Consider the following 19,298-nt stretch of genomic DNA (forward strand, 5'->3'; position numbering starts at 1 on the left):
CTCTTTTGATCAGTCGTAACAAGCCAATCTCCAAATATTTCTTCTTTGTACGGATTAAAGTCACCAAAAAAAGAGTTCGGTAATTCACATTTCCAGATGTTTCCTTCAACCTTTTGCCAATCTTGGATCCTTTCAGATCCTTTAATAATTACCTTTTCTCCTTCAGCTGCTTGATAGGTAATTCTTCTTTTGTTGCTTAATCCTTTGTTTTTAGGTTTTACCCATTCACGATATACCCCTTCGTGAACTATAACTTTATCTCCAGCCATAGCAACAGAAGCGGCTTTATTTATCGTTAAAAAAGGATCTTGTTTAGTTCCTAAGGCTTGATCAGAACCAGTCTTTGCCACATGATATTCCATGTTTTTTAAATCCCCCTTTTTATTTGTACGACTCTTGTTTTATTTATCTCCTTTATTCTCATACAACCAACATCGAACCATACGATTTTCTGTTTGTATTTCTGGTGGCATATTATCTTTACACTTTTCCATAATAAGCCCCCCGAAGGGGGCTCAATGTGTTTATCTGTAGCCCTTATTCCCTATCTGTTGGTTCAAGGAAGGGGAGTACGTATTTGAAGTTTGGCCAGTGATGATAGGGAATCATATACGGATTTTCGGCACCAGGGTAATTAGTCCAATAATACTCATCCCATCCCACTACTCCAGGATATCCGAAAGTTGGAACTGAAGGCATTTCTTCTACAAGTATTTTTAACCCTTCCATACCTAATTTCATGTTTTGCTCACTACCCCAGTCTACCTTTTCCATTCCTTCTATAACTTTATCCATTCTCGGATCCGTCCATCTGCCAATTGCAGGGCCATTACCGATCACAGCATTATCCCCTATTGGTTTGTAGTATTTTGAGTGTATGCTTGAAAAAACACGATACAAATCGGGATGTCCACCCCATGGCTCAGATGCAGGCCATGAGGCATTTACCTCAAAGTTACCTAACTGAGCTATACTCGCATATTGTTCGCTAGGAGTAACTGAAACATCTATACCAAAGTTTCTCCATTGTTGTGCTGCAGCAAGTGCATTCCTATGCCCCGGATGTGAAGGATTTGGATGAGATTCAATATTAATTTTCCAAGGTGTACCGTCTGGTAACAACCATTTACCATTTTTATCTCTTGTAAATCCATTCCTTTCTAACAGTTGTTCCGCTACATCAGGTGCGTATTTCCACCATCCTGGACCAAACATCTCTTTCAACGTTTCTATATCGTTTGGTACCTCATATCCTCTTTCCCTTGCATATTGAGCTGCTCTTAATGTCGCCGTTGGATCGTACGGTTTGAATGGTTTCCCATTAACTTCTATATTTAGAGTAAAGTTTCTCAACCATTCTTCCATTGGTTCATAGAACCATTCTTGATATGCAGGAGTAGGAGGAAGGTGAAGTGCACCCATAGGTGCAGCACCATCAAACGCTATCCCTATGTAATCTACTATATCTATTGCGAGAGTTAATGCCCATCTTACATCTTTTATGTTGTATGGATATACATCATTATTGAACACAAGACCTGTTATACAAGGATCCGTGTTGATTACCCATGGGTATTCTATTCTGTATCCCCTTGAGTATGGATTCCTTTGAATGAGTGCTCTGAATGCTTCCATTGTTAAATCTGCTATGTCTAAGTTATGGTTAGCTTGTGCAATTACTTGGTTTGTAGCTTCTCCATAGTAATAGAAAAGTACGTATTTTGGTTTTGGCTCACCAAACAACATCCCAGTTGGTGTTCTATCCCAGTCTTCTCTTTTTTCCCAAAGTGTCCAATAACCAGCACGATCATAATCTTTTAGAACGTATGGACCACTGCTTACAGGAGGATTGAAATCAAAGGATAGGGGATCTTCTACTTTTTCAAAAATATGTTTTGGGAAAGGTCTCCATGCTCCCCATCTGTCTACAAAATTGGTGTGGAATCGTGCGTTAGGTTCTTTTAATTCAAATACTACAGTGTAATCATCTGTTTTGTATACTCTATGAATGTAAAGTATAAGCTGGTCATGATAAGACATTCCAGGAGTTTTCATAGTTAGCTCAATACCATATACGATATCATCCGCAGTAATTTCAACACCATCACTCCAATAGCACCCTTTTCTTAACTTGATTGTCATTTGTGTGAAGTCTTCGTTGTAGATTGGACCTTCTGCTGCAAGAGAATTAATAACTTCTCCCCTGGCGGGTTCCATCGTCCATAATGGTTCCAGCATCAATTGTTGAACCCCTCTGTCAGAATTTCTCCAGCTAGTGGTAAACGGGTTGAAAATACTGGGAGAACCTACTCTTCCAGTTAAAACGTTAGCAATGAGCATTTCTTCCCTTGGAACTCCAGCTACTTGTGAAAATCCTGCAACGACAAGTAACACGGAAGCAAAAATTACCAATAAACTCTTTTTCATTTCTCCACCTCCATCTAGTTTTTGAAATTTCTTCATGCCCTCACATACTCAATACCAACAATTTTTGCAAACAATTCCCACCTCCTTGTAGTATCTCCGATGTTAAAGCATTGGTGATGAGTTCCTCCGTTTTTGAGCCAGTTAGTCATCGCATTCCTTACTCCAGTATCTGGTTTGAAATGAAAATATGGCATTTCAACGTTCGGATAATCTTCACTGTCTATAACTTCTCCTTTTGAAACAACTAATCTGAAATTTCCTTCGCTTAAAGGGGCTAAGGAAGTTATGGTTCCTTCACCTGGTTGTACGTTGAATACAACCGTTGGTGGATTGTTTAAATCTCCTATACCTAAAAATCTGTCTATGAGTTTTATTGGTTTGTCTTTTCTTGCTACTTTCCAATTACCTTCTCCCATATGGCTCATAAAAACGGAGTCTCTTTCAAAATCCATAGCATACATTTCTGTGAAATGTCCGTTATTGCCTAGGATATGTCCTATTTTTACAACCGTAGCTGCAAGGGCATCCCCTTCTGCTCCATATCCGTACCCTTTTGCCATCAAATTAGAGGCAGCCATTAACGGTAACTGTTCGAACCTTCCATCATTCTTTACAGAATCGAAGTAGATACTGTATCCATCGTAGCTGTTATCTTTGAGGAACTTTTCAATGGCAACCTGAAATTTTGCAGCAAAGTTGTGTTGGTCTTCTTTTAGTTTGGGGTCAATTTCAAAGTTCTTTGCGTTTTCTGCTTTAACATCTTCGATCTCTTTCTTTGTTACTTTTTCGAAGTAAGAATATATCTTTCCCATACTTTCATCTACTATTTCAACTCCGAGTTTTTTTAACAATGCCGATGAATCAAAGGTAATATCCCCCATCCCAGGCATTCTTCCAACAACTGCGATTCTTAAATTTTTACAAGCTTTTGCTGCTTGAGCTGCAAGACTCCAATCCCTCACAAAGTTTTTGAATTCTTCTTCTTTCCAATTTCCTGTAACCACTGGACAATTGACACCTAATCTAACTATTGCATTCATATTATCTTGTGCCCCATGTATTCCTTGGTTGTAAGTTAAAAGTTCCATATCCCAGTCTTTTGTCACGCTAGGTAAAGGTTGGATATTTGCGAGTATTATCGGTAGATTATTCTTTTTTAATGCGGGAACAATTCTTTGACCTGGACTGTAAGTCAGCATCATAATCATAATTCCATCTATTTCTTTGTCGTTGTTATACGTTTGGACTATTTCTTCGATGTCTTTTCTATTTCTAGCAGGCTTAATAAATTTAAATTCTGCTATATCTTCTAATTCTTTGATGACGCCTTTAACGTAGTTTGATTGAGTTTCAACTATGTTAGGATAAGTTTTGTCATACAGTTCTTGCATAATTCCTAATACTCCAATTGTGGGTTTTTTCTTATCTATCATCTTGCACCTCCAAAGATTATTTTGTTTAGTAAGTTATAATTTGGCAATTTTATGCATTATTTCTTTAGTATTGTTATATAGTTCTAAAAACAATTTGTAATACTCTTCGTATTTATCGAAATTGTCTTTATTTGTGTTTACGGTTGTTTCTATCTTTATCCAATTTTTAATTTCCTCAGGTTTTTTGAATATTCCCGTGCCAAGTCCAACGAGGAACGCATCTCCCAATGGTGCTTCAATGTTGTCGGATAATTTGATCATGTTGTATCCCGTAACATCTGCAAAGATCTTAGTCCAAAGGTCAGAATTGGCTACTCCTCCTACTATCCAGCAGTCTGGATTTAGTTTTATACCTGATTCTTTTGCGGTTTGCATGTTATGTCTTAGTGAGAAAGCAGCGGATTCCATGAGAGCCCTATAAATATGTGGTTTTTTGTGATATAAAGTGATTCCAAAAATAACCCCTCTTGCATCAGGGTCCCATATAGGGGATCGTTCTCCCATGAAATATGGTAAGGCTAATAAACCCTCACTCCCCAAAGGTACTTTTTTTGTCTTCATTTCTAAAAGTTCATAAGGAGAATAGCCAGATTGTTCACCAAAAGTTTTTTCCATTTGACCAAATTCATCTATAAACCAATTTACTAACGCACCTGTTGTGGCACTTCCGCCAAATGTGTAGAGTAAATGATCTTCATCGACAACGTAAGGGTAATTTACTAATTGGGGAGTGGTGGGTTTTTTATCGTACAACAGAGTTCCCCAACATGTGGAAGTCCCTGCCATAAAGACATGTTCTCCTTCGTTCAATACCCCAGCGCTTAATTGTGCCATTGGCGCATCTATTCCCCCAGAGATTATAGGAGTGCCTTCTTTTAAACCAGTAAGTTTTGCCATATCCTTCTTTAAATAACCTGCAATATCTTTTGATCTTAGTATTTTTTCTGGTAGTTTATCAATGGAGATTCCTAGAATCTTTCCCATTTCTTCGGACCAATTTTTTGTCCTGATATCAAAAACCCCACCTAAATTTCCAGCTGAACTGTAATCAGTTGAAAGTTCTCCAGTAAGCTTATATATAACGTAATCTTTAGGGCTGATAAATTTATAAGTATTTTTCCAAACATCAGGTAAGTTATTTTTTATCCACATTATCTTGGTGAAACCAAAATAAGAATCAACATAATTTCCTGTTATTTCAAACAGTTTATCTTGTGATACATTCTCTTTAACCCACTGGGTTTCTTTTGATGCCCTTCGATCCATCCATATAAGGCAGGGATACAGAGGGTTCATGTCTTTATCTACAGGTACACCAGCGCCACCGTATAAGCCACTTAAAGATATTCCCGCTATCTCAGAAGGGTTTATATTAGCCATTTCTACGCTTTCTTTCAAGGTTTGAATGAAGGCATCTACCCATACATCAGCATTTTGTTCTGCCCATGAAGCCTTTGGTGTGTTCACTTTATAGGTCTTGCTTGCTTTTGAGATTAGATTTCCTTTTTCATCTAAAATGACAGTTTTTGTCCCAGTAGTTCCTATATCCGTACCTATTAAGTACATACGTTGCCCTCCTTAAACTCTTTATTTGTCATTTTTGACCGTAGTTACTATGATGAAATTCATATAGTCGTTTTGCTTCTTTTTCATCCAAAGGTTCTGGATTTCCAATAGTCCTAGCAAGATAGGCTGTTTGTGCCACCTCTTCCAAGAAAATTGCTTTTCTTATAGTCTCATTGATATCTTTTCCCATGACTATTACCCCATGTTTACTTAAAAGAACTGCTTTTGCTTGATTAACAACTTCAATCACAGCTTTACCAATTGCCTCAGAGCCTACAGGTGCATAGTTTGAAACAGGTACTTGCACCCCAAAAACATCCGCATGTGCAGTGCTGTAAACAGGTATTGGCTGTGATAGCAATGCAAAAGCAGAAGCGTAAGGTGAATGTGTATGAATGATACTCCCCACATCAGGTAAGTTTTTATAAAGGTAAAGGTGGGTAGCAGAATCAACAGATGGTTTTAGTTTGCCTTCTACTGTGTTTCCTTCCATGTCCAGAACTACCATATCTTCGACTTTCAATTGATCATATGGTATTCCAGAGGGTTTGATTATTACGTGATTGTTTACTTTTACACTGACATTTCCACTGGTGTAGGCGACTAATCTGTATTTTTCAAGATTCATGTGGGCTTTGTATAGTTCTTTTTTCAAATCTTCGTACATTCTCCACTCTCCTCTTTGTTATAAAAATTTATGTTTCAAAACTGCTACAAATAAGATTTTTAGAGTTAACTTGTATGATAAAAGTATTACAACATGTATATTTTAATCTTGATAAATTTTAAATTTGTACATACTAATTATATACCTATATTTCTTGAAAGCAAAATGTAATTATTAGCAATTACAGGTGATCTCGTCTGTTTAGAGGCAATTAAATTGGATTAACAACTTAAATCTCAATTTTTGAAAAAAATGTAAAAAAATAAAACCCCGGTTAGAAAAAATTCTAACCAGGGTTTGAAGTTGATTGTATGGTTCAAAATTGTTCATGCATTTTCTAAAAGATTAACTTTTTACATTTATCTCTTGTACAATCTCATTATACTTTCTATTGTTAGATTTTCTATGACAAGTCTGTGATTTATGGGAATAATAAAAGATGTCAAAGGGAAAAGATCATAAATTAAAGTCGATATTCTTTAACTAACGAATTTATAGATTCTGAAAGGTCTAAAAGTTTTTGTGATTCTTCTGTGAGATTTTTTGCAATATTGCATCTTTCAAGAAACAATACTAAATTAGAAAAGTCTCTAAAGTAGAAAAAATTTGTCTGCCGTCTTCCTACACCACTGTACGTACCGTTCGGTATACGACGGTTCAACAGAATTGATGTCTATATCCTTTCACATCGTTTCTTCCTCTTTCAGACGTAGAAGTTTATACTAAGCGCTTCTACATTATTTTCAGGCTCTCCTTTATCTTCATGTAAGAAACCTTCTAGTCGAAGTTGTATGCTTTTTCCGTATCCCTTTGCATCTTTCAAGATCCGAAACCTCCTTTTGTTCAGTCCTTCCTTATCTTTCAATGAGTACTATGATCTCTGTCTGTCTTCTCAAGATTCAGCCATACATTACTGTATGGGTTACCTTAACAGCATATTCTTGAGATTCCCCCAGGTAAGTGCAATAACTTTCATACCATTATCCGCCAGATATACTCCGTGAAGTTCTGCGTAGCTGTTGGACTTTGTATAGCAAACTCGTCCACTCCTCTCCACTTAGCCTTGTATCTGGTTCTTGTTCATCGGACCGGGACTTTGCTTTGGGCTTCCTTCAGATTCTACCTCACGATGGACACTCTTGCCTTCGACTAGTGGTTCCCGCTAACCTGGTCCAAAAAGACTTTCACTGCTTAACTATTGCGCATACTGGGCGCACTTAAATAAAGGGGGAGCATCTGCCCCCTAAAATAAACTATTTTTTGCTGTAGTGCTTCCTCATTTCTTCATTACCTGGCAAAGCAAGTATTTCATCAATAACTTTTACTACCTGGTCGTAAGATTTTGTACGTGGATCTCTGATCAAGAATTCTTCGAGTACTTTTTTATCTCCAGTTAGGAATGCTTCTAATGCCCATTCCATTCTCAAAATTCTTGGGTATAAGTACATCTTTTTAATTCTTTCTGGAAGTGGCGGATCTATTTTGTAACGATGGATTCCATCTTTGTCTGCATACACAGGAATTTCGACAGCTACATCGTCTGGAATGCCAGGTATAGTACCGTTATTCGGTAAATTGAGGACAAGATCTACTTTTTCATCGTTTGATAAAGCATTTGCTAACAATATATGTTGTTCACCACTTTTCTTTTGGGGATCTAACAAGTTGTATATTTCTTTTGTGACTACCTCTTTTACATCGTTTTTGGTTTGAGAGATAATCTCATTGAATGAATCTTTTGAAAGTATTTTAGCATTTTTATTCTCTTGGAAATATTTGGCAGCTTTTTGCATTGCTAATGCAATCTCTGTTTGCCCGTCTTGATACCATTTCCATCCTAATTCTGAATCCATACCTCCCCATGGTTCTCCGAACCACTTTTTCTTTGTTTCAAGGTTGTAATGGTATTTCCAGCTTCCGTTCCTGACTGTGTCTCCAATAGGCATTTTCCCATAGAATTCATACATATCTTTTGCAACGGGAGAAAGTTGATCGTCGAATGGATTGGTGGGTTTAACATTTTTAACCTCTTTTTCTAATAGTTCATCAATGAGTGGATAGGCATCTTTTCCTTCGTACATGAATTTTGTTAACCATATTCCATGGTTTACACCTGCTACTTGCCATTCGACTTTTTCCGCATCTAAACCTAATTTTTCAATTATATGGTCTACTCCATGATGTCCATGGCATATTCCAACCATGTTTATTGGGACCGTTCTTGTTATTAAACTTGTTAATTCAAAAACAGGGTTTGCCGCTTGCAAAAGCCATGCCTTAGGAGATATCCTTTCAATAGCTTTTGCTACATCGTGCATGAACTTTAATTGATTGAAATTACTTATTGTGTAATAATCTGAAACCATGTTGAATTCTTGTGAGTCTATTCCTCTGTAATATCCGTATTTTTCTGAAATTTTTCTTACCTGTTCAAAGTAACTGTGCCCTCCAACAAGGGCTGTATTTACAACAAAACTTGAGTCTTTTATTGCATCTTCGACGTTTGTTGTAGTTTCAAACCTCAAATCTGCTCCGAACTCTTCTGCAAATTTTTTAGCAAGCATGTGTACTGCGTTCAATCTGTCTTTGTCTATATCCATTAAGGATACCAAACTTCCTGATAAATCCTTTGTTTTACAAAGATCGCCAACCAATCTTAAAGAAAATGTTGCACTTCCTGCTCCAATGATTCCTAACTTGATAGCTGCCATTAAATATCTTTCCTCCTTGTTAAGCTTTATTATAGTGTCTTTAAAAACTTCAAAGCATTTAATACATCATAGTTTCAAAAAAATTTCCAAAATGCCTCCCTTCTTCTGGTGTATTTTTATTCAGTGTTTCAACCTCTTTTTTATTAACTCTCTGCAAAATAAAATATTTTGTTGTATTATCTGAATCTTATAAAATTGGCTTTCATTTTCAAGGTTTTAAAATTTCTGAAATGTCTATAATATAATTGACAATGTCTTTGGAAAATCTAGAATTTAATGCATAGACTCTTCGACCTGCTATCTTCACAACTTCTATACTCTCCATCTGGATATTTTCTTTTTCTCCCTAAGGCAGTAAGACTTTAACTACATCAAAAGCATATCTTATGACAAATTGAATGTCATCTATTAGTTTATGACCAATCGTATCACCACTACCTTCCGGAATCGTCGAGGCTAAGGGTAAATCCATAGTTAAAACTCTACCAGGAGTATCTTTTGAAGTAAAAAGATCAATTGTTATCTTTGCTATACCTGGGCTTATCAACATTCCATCTATTCCTATATTTATTAGCTTTTCCAAAGTTTTAACAGGATTTTGTAGTCCCGAAACATTGCCCATCACGAGCCTGTAATCTATGGGAATAATAACAAATGTCAAAGGGAAAAGATCATAAATTAAAGTCGATATTCTTTAACTAACGAATTTATAGATTCTGAAAGGTCTAAAAGTTTTTGTGATTCTTCTGTGAGATTTTCCATAGCCTTTGCAACTTCTCCCAAATTTTCTTTGAAGGTTAAAATGCCTTTAGAAGTCTCTTCAAATTGCTCAGAGATTTCGGTTGTATTGTTGCTAACTTCAATCACCAATTTGTTTTCACTTTCAATGAAATCTTTTAAGGCTACAATAGTATTTACAGTCTTGTCGATATTTTCTTGTATCTTTTTTATTCTTAAACTTAATTCTTCAATTTTATCTGCGTTATCTTCAACCTTTTTTCCTGTGTTTGAAGTTGATTCAGCTACTGAGCTAACAGTTTTTTCCATTTTTAAGACAGCGTTTTGTACATCTGAAGCCATTTTTTCAGAGCTTTCAGCGAGTTTTCTTACTTCCTCCGCAACTACCGCAAATCCCTTTCCAGCTTCTCCCGCTCTAGCTGCTTCTATTGCTGCATTTAAAGATAAAAGATTGGTTTGTTCTGCTATCGATCTGATGTTTTCAGCGAAAGAACTAACTTCTTTTGTTACATTCAAAAGCTTTTGCATATCATTAATATTATTTTCCACATCGTTAGTAATATTTTTGTTTTCTTCGGCAATCTGGAGAATATTTTTTATGTCTTCGTTTATTTCTAATTTAAATTTCTCTGCTTCTGTTACAGAATTTTCTGCTTGATACCCTAGTTTCTCAGAGTTATCTTTAACTTCATTCAAGGAAGAAGTAATGTTTCTTAATTTATTTACTGATTCAATTAAACTGTCGCTATAGGTATTTACTTCCCCTGAAATTTCTTCACTAACTGCTGAATATTCTTCAACTACAGAAGAAGTATTTTCAGCATTTTGTTTTAGAATATTGGAAGAAGATTTAAGCTGGTTTAGCATACTTTTTAGAGAATTAGCTACATTAATAAAAGCGTTATGAACTTGAGCAATTTCGTCTTTCTTTTTTGAAGAAGATGGAATTTGTGCCAAATCTTTATTCAAAATACTGTTAGCCAATTTGTTGGTGATCTTTAGAGTCCCAGATATTGAATGATTAAGAAGATACGTGATGAAAATAATTATACCTATTACAATGAGAGTAGTAATTAAAGTCGTATTGAAAACAGAGTTTACATTTTTAAGAACTTTTTGAGCGTTAGTAGAAATTATTTGTGCGTTTGAATTAGCTGATTTTTGAATTTCAGTCATTTCGCTTTCAACTAAATTAGAAAAAGTTTCTATCAAAGGAATAAGTTCGATACTAAATAACTTGCTTAATTCCCCATTCATCTTTTGGATTTCATTTTGACTTTTTGATAATTGATTTGTCAATGAAGTGTATTCCTTTCTTAGATTATCTCTTTCTGCCCTAAGTTGCGCATAGTTATTAACGTTTTTTTGGTATGCATCAACAGTTTTGTCAATAACAACAGCCTCAACAGGATTCATAACAAAATAACCACCATCAAATACGAAGTTTAAAATTTTCTGTATCTCCTCAACAGCGTTATTTAGGGAAACTGTAAGCTCTTGGGATATTGTATTTTGTATGAGGATCTCTCTTGCTGTTAATTTTAATAAGTTGATGTTTTCTTCAACTTGTGAAAAATGAGGTAATAGATCCTTATTCCAAAATTTTTCCAAACCCCAGATACCTATACCATCTAAATTTAAAGAGCTTTGAGTTTCTTGTTTGATTTTTTCATTACCTTCGAAGTCGTCCCAATTGGTAATTTTTTCCTGAAGGGATTTTATCTTATTAACTTCATCCTCTAATTTGCTTTCATTGTAAATTAGCAAGTCATTCATTTGATTTTCAATTTGCTGGATATTTGCTTCATTGCTAGAAAGTTTCTTACTAAGATCGCTAATTTCTTGGTTTTTTTGAATTAGGATTGTAATTTTAGAAGAAGCTTGTTGATTCAAGTCTTCAATATTTTGGAATAAAGAAGAACTTTTTACTAAAAAATCTTGAGAAAAGTCTTCTTCCTGGAGAAGAAGTTTTTTCCCTTCATTTAGAAAAGAGTTAAAGTCTTCTTGAGCGCTTTTAATTTGATTTATGTCAGATAAATATCCTGATGATATGAGTGCTATATTTGCCTGGGTTGTATTATAAAAACCTTGAAAAAAATCTTGGAAAGATTCCAGATTGGAGATCATATTCTCAGCCGAAATAACAGTTTCATTACCTTGTTTTTCTAAGTTGGAAATGGTAATTTTTACAACACCTAATATTAAGATTAAAGCAGCAATAACGATAATGTAGCCAGATATTATTCTTGTACTAATTTTCATTTCTTTCAGCTCCCATTATGCGTATACTTTTTCTTTTTGAGTAGCCAACTTCATAACTTTTTCTTGTGAAGCTTCTTTGGCGTTAAGGACCCCCGTAAGATGTCCATAAGCCATAACAGCTATTCTATCGCTTATTTGTAAAACCTCCGGTAATTCCGAAGATATCATGATAATAGCCATTCCTTGTAGTGCTAGTTCAGATATCAATTCATATATTTCCGCTTTAGCTCCTACATCTATCCCTCGAGTTGGTTCATCTAGTATTAAGATTTTGGGTCTTAAAGCTATCCATTTTGCTACTACAACTTTCTGTTGATTTCCCCCCGATAAGTATTTTACTTTTCTTGTAGGAGAAGGAGTTTTTATGTTAAAGGAATCTATTGCCCATTTACTCAAATCTTTTTCCGCTTTTTCATTCACGAATATTCGAAATCTCTTTAATTTATCTAAACTAGGAAGAGATATGTTATCTTTGACAGAATGAATCAAAATCAGTCCTTTTCTTTTCCTATCTTCTGGTACCATACCTATACCCAACTTAATAGCATCAAGTGGATTATTTATTGTCACTTCTTTGTTATCAACATAAATTTTTCCTGATTTCTTTTTTCTTAAACCGATTATAGTTTCCATGATTTCTGATCTCCCTGCACCTATCAAGCCGGAAAAGCCTAAAACTTCTCCCTCATTAACCTCAAATGAAACATTTTTGAATCCTTCGCCACTAAGATTTTCAACTTTCATGATCGTTTTACCAATTTTGTGTTCTTTTTTTATATAAAAATTTTCTATTTTTCTTCCAACCATCATTTCAACGATTTTATCTCGATTAAGATCAGATATATTATTTGTTTCAACTAATCTTCCATCCCTTAAAACAGAAACTTTATCAGCTATTTGGAATATCTCTTCTAACCTATGGGAGACAAATATAATTGACACACCTTTTTGTTTTAAATTTCTTATAACTTCAAACAATTTCGCAACCTCATTCTGCGTGAGGGAAGAGGTAGGTTCATCCATTATAATAACTTTAGATTCTTTGTAAGTAGCCCTTGCAATCTCAATCATTTGTTGAACACCAATCGTGAATTTTTTTAATTTGTCATTAGGATTTATGTTCAGATCAAACTCCTTTAAGAACTCCTTTGCAGATTTGTATAGTTTACCATAGTTAAGAAAAGGTCCTCTTTTTGGTTCAGAGCCTAAAAAAAGATTTTCTGAGACGGATAAATTATCCATGACTGACAATTCTTGAAAGATAGTAACAATTCCTTCTTCAATAGCTTCTGAAGGATGTTTCCAATATCTTTCTTTGCCCTTAAAAATTATTTTGCCTGCATTTTGTTTATAAACGCCTGCTATGATTTTCATCAATGTGGACTTTCCCGCACCGTTTTCTCCCACGATGGCATGAACTTCTCCAGGATAAAAGTCAATACTTACTTGATCTAAAGCTTTTACACCAGGGAATTCTTTAGAAATATCAACTACTTTTAAGACAGGGTTCATCCTTCTTTCCCCCCTCTAAGTTGATCGAAGGCTACGGCGATAATGATTACTGCACCGATGGCAACTTGTTGCCAGAAAGAAGACACCCCTAAAAGGATCAACCCGTTTCTCAGTACACCCATGATGATAGCACCAATCACGGTTCCTAAGATGGTTCCTTCTCCACCTTGTAGACTTGTACCTCCTATAACAGTTGCGGCAATAACATCTAATTCATAACTTTGACCGGCATTTGCTTGAGCTACTCCCAACCATGCTGTCATTAAAAATCCAGCAAATGCTGCCAACAATCCATTAATTACATAAACCATTATCAATATTCTATCAGTTTTAATTCCAACCAATTTTGCTGCTTCTATATTACCACCAGTTGCGTATATTCTTCTACCAACGATAGTGTATCGTAGAAATATATAAGCGATAATGGCAACTCCAGCGAAGTATAATACAGGAACAGGAACAGGTCCAACCATACCTTGACCTTGAGAAGTAAATGACTTTGGAAAGGGTGATATTGGCCAGCCTTCGCTTAATACATATGCTAAACCCCTTGCTATACTTAGCATACCAAGAGTACTTATAAACGGTGGAATTTTAACTTTGGTGATGAGAAGTCCGTTTGTTAATCCAGCAGCCATTCCAACTAATAAGCCTACCAAAATACTCAGGACAGGATTTAAACCTAAATCATGCATGAGTAACCCCATCACAACTCCAGATAAACCTAAAATAGAGCCAACAGAAAGATCTATTCCACCAGTGATAATTACCATTGTCATACCACAAGCCATAACCCCAATAAATGTCACATTTAAAATGATACTGAAAAGGTTATCAACCGATAAAAACCCTGGTGCAGTTATTCCCAAGAAAAGCATCATAGCGATTAATACCAAGAATATAGTAAATTCTCTTATTGCAAAAATTTTTTTCAAAGTCTCCAATTCTCTTTTCCTCCCTTTTGTAAATGCATTGGTATTTCTAAACTTTCAATCAATTAAAAGCGATGGGAAGAAGGAATTCCCATCGCTTAAAAAAGTATATTTTATCTTTTAGTGTAAACTTCTTTAGCAAATTCATAGAATTCGTCGACATTTTCTGAAGTTACAATGTCAACTCCAGTATCTATAACGTAATCAACTGAACCGTCTTCGTTTATAACTTTTGGTAATAATTTCAGTGTTTTATCTACACCCAATTTTGACATATTGTATAAAACGGTTAGAGATAAATACCCCATATCATATGGACTTTGCCCAACAAGTCCTTTCCAGGCACCTACTTTTACGAGTTCTAATTCTGGTGGTAAAGTGTCAAAACCAATTGTTAAGAGTGATTCTGCCTTTTCCATTCCTCCTAATGCTTTAACAACCGTATCCACAGGAGCAAACAGGGGAAATCCTACGCAGAGGAACCAACCATCTAAATTGGGGTAACGTTTACCTACATCTGTTAAAATCTGAATGGCTACAGCAGTATCGTCGTTACAAGGAAAAGGATCGGCAACATAGACTATTTCTTTTCCTGTTTTTTGGGAGTATTCTTCCATGGCATCCTTGAATCCAGCAATCCTTTCATTCAAGTTAAGTGCTGCCAGCCCACCTGTTAAAATAGCAAAATTCAAGGTAGTTTTATCAGGTTTGTATTGGTCGATTAGTTGTCCCATAAGTACACCGGCAGCATATCCTGCATTGTAATTGTCAGTTCCTAAATATACATATCTACCGCTATCTGGTGAATCAGAATCAAAAGTTACTACTGGAATATCTCTGTTCAAAGCTTGTTGAATGACAAATTTAATAGCTTCTGGATCATTGGGAGATATCCCAATCCCGTCTACACCACGAATAATATAGGTTTGTATCTTTTGGGCTTGTTCTGCTGCATCAGCTTCTATAGGAGCATCAAATATTGCTTCAACACCTAAGGCTTCTGCTGCATCTTTCATACCGTTTTCTACTGCGAACCAATAGGGGTTGTTCATAGACTTTGGTGAAAGTAAAAAGGTTTCAGAGAATGCAAATAAACTCACTAACAATACCAAAACTACCAAAAAACGTTTCATAAAAACACCTCCTGTAAATTTTGTTGTTACAAAGTGACTCTAGGTACCTATCAAACAAAAAATGCCTCAGTATATATTTTTCAATATACTAAGGCATTCATGACCTGTTATTAAATTTTTTACTGAATATTGTCATCCCACCCTTGAGGATGACTTCCTAAAAACATTTAATCATATTTTCATTTTTATGTCAACATCGATTAGGGGTGATTAGATCTAATTAGAGTTGTTCTAAGTCATTTATTCTTGATTAAGTTAAAAAATCTTAGATTTTCTTAATTTATATAATTTGGTAAAATTAATTAATAAAGATTTTTTGATTTTAGAGGGAATTGTTATGTCAAATTTGTTTGAAATTCAGAATTTTCATGTAAAAGATCAAGACACTGAACTTTTGAAAAATTTCTCCTTAGAACTACAAAAGGGAGAAGTTATAACCATTGTTGGACAAGAAGGTTCAGGTAAGAATGCCATTATCAATGGATTAATTGGTAAATTACCTGCAGAAGGAAAATTGTTTCATATGGGGCAAATTGTTCCTTTCAATCTGTATGATCTAAAGAAAAATAAGATTGAAATTATTAATCAAAAACCTAGGTTATTAGAGAATCTCTCTGTTTCAGAGAATTTGTTTTTAGATACTTCTTATAAGAAAAAACTATCGATTTTTTATTTTAAAAGAAAAACCCGGAAAGTAGTGGAGGAAATTTTAAAAAAGTATAATTTGAACTTATCACCATATATGAAAGTAGGAGATCTCACGTTAGAAGAAAAGAAAAATTTGGCGTTTGTAAGGGCTTTTTCTGTAAATCCAGATGTTGTGATTTTATACGAACCAGCTGAGAATATTTCTTTAAGTTCTTTGATGAATCTCCACAATATGGTAAGAACACACAAAAAAGAAGGGAAAAGTGTAATCTACATTACTAAACAATGGGAAGATGCCTTGAGAATCGCTGATAAGATCGCAATATTGAATGAAGGTGAGATCACCGAAATTTTGGACTCCCAAGAGGTAAAAAATAATCCTAAAAAATTGATAAATAAGATTATGGGAATTAACTCTGATGACAATAATGTAAATTCTGAAGAGAGACAACTAATTGAATCAGTCTTTGAAGCTGCAGAATACTTAACATCAGAATATGAGCTAGATGATCTTATGAATCTACTTGCAAAAAATGCTGCAAAGGCTATGAAGGCAGATGCGTGTGGAATATCTCTGATGGATGATGACACAAACACAATAATAGATAAAGCTTTTTACAAACGAAATAAGAACGTAGAAGTTGAACCGAATGAATCAGAAATCTTAAATTTGATTGGAGATGAAAAAGTTTATTATTTTTCGAAAAGAGATAAAGGTTTCGAAAAATTCTTTAAAATCAACAAAGATATCTGTAGTTTCATATGTGTTCCTTTGTACATAAGATCAAGGTTGAGTGGTATAATCCATATTTATTACAAAGAAGTATACATATATTCTGAAGAAGAGATAAAGTATTTAGAAACTATAGCTCATCAAGCTGCTTTAGCAATTCATGACACAAGGTTGGTTGGAAGTTCTGTATTGTTACAAGAGAGTCATCATCGAATAAAGAATAATCTCCAGTCCATAATTAGTTTGATGTCTTTGTATAAAATGTCCAATAAAAAAGATTCGAGGAAAGATGTAGTAGAGATGCTTGATGATTTGATGTTGAAGATAAAAAGTATTGCCGCAGTGCATGATTTGTTGTCAAAAGATAAATTAGGTAGAAGTATTATCAATCTCAAAGAGATGATAATTAAGATAGTCAAATTTATGAGCAGTACAAGAGAAGAGATTAGATTTAATTTTGAATTGGACGATATTTTCGTTTCATATAGCAAGGCCTCTGCGATAGCTTTGGTGGTGAACGAGCTGGTTACTAACAGTCTAAAGTATGCTTTTGTTGGTAAAGAAAATGGTGAGATAACTATTATTTCAAAATTCGAGAACGAAACAATAAAGCTGGAGATTTCGGATAACGGAGTAGGATTCCCGCAAAATTTCGATATTCAAAATACTCAGGGGCTTGGTTTATCAATCGTATATTCTATAATTACTAAACAGCTAAATGGGGAGATATATGTAGAAAGTGCCAATGGTGCCAAAGTACGAATTGAAATCCCAGTAAAACAAATTGGTACGAATAGTTCAGTTGAAGAAATAGAGAAAATTTGAAGATGTTGGGGGTCAAACCATGAAGGACTTGAAGGTACTGATTGCTGAGGATGAATACCTAATTTTAATGGGGTTAAAAAGTAACTTAGAAAATTTAGGATGTAAAGTAGTAGGAGAAGCTACAAACGGTAAAGAGTTGATCAAATTAGCTTTAGAAAAAAAGCCTGAATTGATAATAGCTGATATTAATCTACCTGTTATGGATGGTTTGGAGGCATTAAGAAGGATAAGCCAGAAGGTTTTTATTCCCACATTGATTGTAAGCGGTTACGATGATGAAGAATTGATTGATAAAGCAAAAAATCTGGGAGTCTTAGGGTACTTAATAAAGCCAATAGATGAATCTGATTTGAAAGCCGCGATTGAAATAGCTCTTTCTAGATTTGAGGATATTAAAAATTTAAAAAATGAATTAGAAGTAACCAAAGAAACTTTGGAAGCAAGGAAATTAATAGAAAAAGCCAAAGGTATCATAATGGAAAGATTACAATTAAACGAAGAAGAATCTATGAAATTTTTGCAAAAAAAGAGTAGAAATTCCAACCAAAAGTTAGTTGATGTTGCGAAAGAAATTATAGAAGCTGACAAGGCTTTTAGAATTGATTAAATTGTATATAGCAGTCTATTCTCAATCTTTTATTTCTTCTACTTTGTATTCCATAATGTTATTTAAAATGTTTTTGTCGTCTCTCCATTTGTCACGAACCTTTACGTAAAGATCGAGGTAAACTTTTCTTTCAAAAAGTTCTTCGATGTCTTGTCTTGCCAATTGGCCGATCTTTTTAATCATACTTCCGTTTTTACCTATTATAATAGGTTTCTGACTTTTCTTTTCAACATAAATTTCTGCTCTTACGTACAAAATGCCATTCTCTCTTTCTTTCAATTCCTCTACAACTACACCGCTTGAATGAGGGATCTCTTCCTTTGTTAAATGAAAGATTTTTTCCCGAATTAACTCAGAAATGATGAACCTTGACGGTTTATCGGTGATCATATCTTCTGGGTAGTACTGTGGACCTTCAGGTAATAAATCTATAATACTTTTTTTTAATTCAGAAAGATTTTTACCTGTTAAGGCCGAAATTTCAATGGTTTTAACTATATTTGAACACAAACTTTGTATTTTTTCAGTCATCAGGTTAATTTTCTCTTTATCTTTTACTAGGTCAACTTTGTTCACAAGAAGAAGGGTAGGGATTTTTGATTTATCGACTATTTCAGCAACTCTTAAATCTGAATTTCTTAAACCATCCTTTGCATCGATTATAAAAAGTATTAAGTCAACGCCTTTCAATGCGTTTATTGCGATATTGACCATGTATTCCCCGATTTTTCTTATGGGTTTGTGAATACCCGGTGTGTCGACAAAGACTATTTGATAATGATCTTCCGTTAATATGCAGTTTACTCTATTTCTTGTGGTTTGTGGCTTGTCAGAAACGATAACCACTTTTTGGCCCATCAAAGCGTTTATCAATGTTGATTTTCCTACGTTAGGCTTTCCAGCCAAGGCAACGAAACCACTTTTAAAACCGTTATTTTCCATCTTTTCCTCCAAAAACAATATTTGATAAAATTACACTCATTATTTATATTCTAGTTTAGTATTAAGTAAAAGTCAAGTTATAAAAGGGCTCCTTGTCAAATATGGTTGATAGAATAGACTGAAGAGATGATGAAAAAGGTATTACAGAGATTTTTTGTTGAG

General features: G+C 34.6%; 15 protein-coding genes. 2 read left to right on the top strand and 13 right to left on the bottom strand.

The genetic code is table 11. The features are described from left to right. From ACW9JY_RS09400 to ACW9JY_RS09455, 12 genes are all read right to left on the bottom strand, one after another. Positions 1 to 362: DUF1565 domain-containing protein (locus ACW9JY_RS09400; protein ID WP_457284161.1), on the bottom strand; the 362-nt coding region annotated here is incomplete at its 3' end. Positions 363 to 537: 175 nt separating this feature from the next. After that, positions 538 to 2,427, bottom strand: a complete 1,890-nt coding sequence (locus ACW9JY_RS09405; protein ID WP_457284162.1) for an ABC transporter substrate-binding protein — start codon at positions 2,425 to 2,427, stop codon at positions 538 to 540. Positions 2,428 to 2,459: 32 nt separating this feature from the next. Then, positions 2,460 to 3,860: an L-fucose/L-arabinose isomerase family protein gene (locus ACW9JY_RS09410; protein WP_457284163.1), complete on the bottom strand. Its 1,401-nt coding sequence runs from the start codon at positions 3,858 to 3,860 to the stop codon at positions 2,460 to 2,462. A gap of 33 nt (positions 3,861 to 3,893) precedes the next feature. Then, positions 3,894 to 5,426 carry an FGGY-family carbohydrate kinase gene (locus tag ACW9JY_RS09415; protein ID WP_457284164.1) on the bottom strand — a complete coding sequence of 511 codons (1,533 nt, stop codon included), beginning with the start codon at positions 5,424 to 5,426 and terminating at the stop codon, positions 3,894 to 3,896. A 28-nt stretch (positions 5,427 to 5,454) separates the two neighbouring features. Next, complete coding sequence (locus tag ACW9JY_RS09420; protein WP_103078442.1) at positions 5,455 to 6,093, bottom strand: L-ribulose-5-phosphate 4-epimerase; 639 nt, start codon at positions 6,091 to 6,093, stop codon at positions 5,455 to 5,457. 463 nt (positions 6,094 to 6,556) lie between these two features. After that, on the bottom strand, positions 6,557 to 6,754 hold the full coding sequence (locus tag ACW9JY_RS09425; RefSeq protein WP_457284165.1) for a hypothetical protein: 198 nt from the start codon (positions 6,752 to 6,754) through the stop codon (positions 6,557 to 6,559). A gap of 592 nt (positions 6,755 to 7,346) precedes the next feature. Next, positions 7,347 to 8,804, bottom strand: a complete 1,458-nt coding sequence (aglA, locus tag ACW9JY_RS09430) for an alpha-glucosidase AglA (protein WP_457284166.1) — start codon at positions 8,802 to 8,804, stop codon at positions 7,347 to 7,349. Between the two features lie 346 nt (positions 8,805 to 9,150). After that, the gene (locus ACW9JY_RS09435; protein WP_457284167.1) at positions 9,151 to 9,465 is read right to left on the bottom strand and encodes a hypothetical protein; all 315 of its coding nucleotides are present in this window, start codon (positions 9,463 to 9,465) and stop codon (positions 9,151 to 9,153) included. Positions 9,466 to 9,482: 17 nt separating this feature from the next. Beyond that, complete coding sequence (locus ACW9JY_RS09440; RefSeq protein WP_457284168.1) at positions 9,483 to 11,804, bottom strand: methyl-accepting chemotaxis protein; 2,322 nt, start codon at positions 11,802 to 11,804, stop codon at positions 9,483 to 9,485. A 15-nt stretch (positions 11,805 to 11,819) separates the two neighbouring features. Continuing rightward, the gene (locus tag ACW9JY_RS09445) at positions 11,820 to 13,316 is read right to left on the bottom strand and encodes a sugar ABC transporter ATP-binding protein (protein WP_457284169.1); all 1,497 of its coding nucleotides are present in this window, start codon (positions 13,314 to 13,316) and stop codon (positions 11,820 to 11,822) included. After that, a complete protein-coding gene (locus tag ACW9JY_RS09450) occupies positions 13,313 to 14,260 on the bottom strand; it encodes an ABC transporter permease (RefSeq protein ID WP_457284170.1) in 948 nt (315 codons plus the stop codon). The genes ACW9JY_RS09445 and ACW9JY_RS09450 overlap by 4 nt, the downstream gene beginning before the upstream one ends. Before the next feature lie 101 nt (positions 14,261 to 14,361). Then, complete coding sequence (locus ACW9JY_RS09455) at positions 14,362 to 15,381, bottom strand: sugar-binding protein (protein WP_457284171.1); 1,020 nt, start codon at positions 15,379 to 15,381, stop codon at positions 14,362 to 14,364. Between the two features lie 337 nt (positions 15,382 to 15,718). Between ACW9JY_RS09455 and ACW9JY_RS09460 the strand changes: the two genes are divergently transcribed. After that, positions 15,719 to 17,587, top strand: a complete 1,869-nt coding sequence (locus ACW9JY_RS09460) for an ATP-binding cassette domain-containing protein (RefSeq protein WP_457284172.1) — start codon at positions 15,719 to 15,721, stop codon at positions 17,585 to 17,587. A gap of 19 nt (positions 17,588 to 17,606) precedes the next feature. Beyond that, positions 17,607 to 18,194: an ANTAR domain-containing response regulator gene (locus ACW9JY_RS09465; protein WP_457284173.1), complete on the top strand. Its 588-nt coding sequence runs from the start codon at positions 17,607 to 17,609 to the stop codon at positions 18,192 to 18,194. Between the two features lie 21 nt (positions 18,195 to 18,215). On the opposite strand, the gene era is transcribed toward ACW9JY_RS09465, so the two are convergent. After that, positions 18,216 to 19,136 carry a GTPase Era gene (gene era, locus ACW9JY_RS09470; RefSeq protein ID WP_457284174.1) on the bottom strand — a complete coding sequence of 307 codons (921 nt, stop codon included), beginning with the start codon at positions 19,134 to 19,136 and terminating at the stop codon, positions 18,216 to 18,218. Positions 19,137 to 19,298: the final 162 nt, after the last annotated feature.

The organism is Petrotoga sp. DB-2, from assembly GCF_054051725.1.

Bases quoted from the DNA above. Each gene is read 5' to 3' on its own strand.
- ACW9JY_RS09405 (WP_457284162.1), bottom strand. From the start codon at position 2,427: ATGAAAAAGAGTTTATTGGTAATTTTTGCTTCCGTGTTACTTGTCGTT.
- ACW9JY_RS09410 (WP_457284163.1), bottom strand. From the start codon at position 3,860: ATGATAGATAAGAAAAAACCCACAATTGGAGTATTAGGAATTATGCAA.
- ACW9JY_RS09415 (WP_457284164.1), bottom strand. From the start codon at position 5,426: ATGTACTTAATAGGTACGGATATAGGAACTACTGGGACAAAAACTGTC.
- ACW9JY_RS09420 (WP_103078442.1), bottom strand. From the start codon at position 6,093: ATGTACGAAGATTTGAAAAAAGAACTATACAAAGCCCACATGAATCTT.
- aglA (WP_457284166.1), bottom strand. From the start codon at position 8,804: ATGGCAGCTATCAAGTTAGGAATCATTGGAGCAGGAAGTGCAACATTT.
- ACW9JY_RS09440 (WP_457284168.1), bottom strand. From the start codon at position 11,804: ATGAAAATTAGTACAAGAATAATATCTGGCTACATTATCGTTATTGCT.
- ACW9JY_RS09445 (WP_457284169.1), bottom strand. From the start codon at position 13,316: ATGAACCCTGTCTTAAAAGTAGTTGATATTTCTAAAGAATTCCCTGGT.
- ACW9JY_RS09455 (WP_457284171.1), bottom strand. From the start codon at position 15,381: ATGAAACGTTTTTTGGTAGTTTTGGTATTGTTAGTGAGTTTATTTGCA.
- ACW9JY_RS09460 (WP_457284172.1), top strand. From the start codon at position 15,719: ATGTCAAATTTGTTTGAAATTCAGAATTTTCATGTAAAAGATCAAGAC.
- ACW9JY_RS09465 (WP_457284173.1), top strand. From the start codon at position 17,607: ATGAAGGACTTGAAGGTACTGATTGCTGAGGATGAATACCTAATTTTA.
- era (WP_457284174.1), bottom strand. From the start codon at position 19,136: ATGGAAAATAACGGTTTTAAAAGTGGTTTCGTTGCCTTGGCTGGAAAG.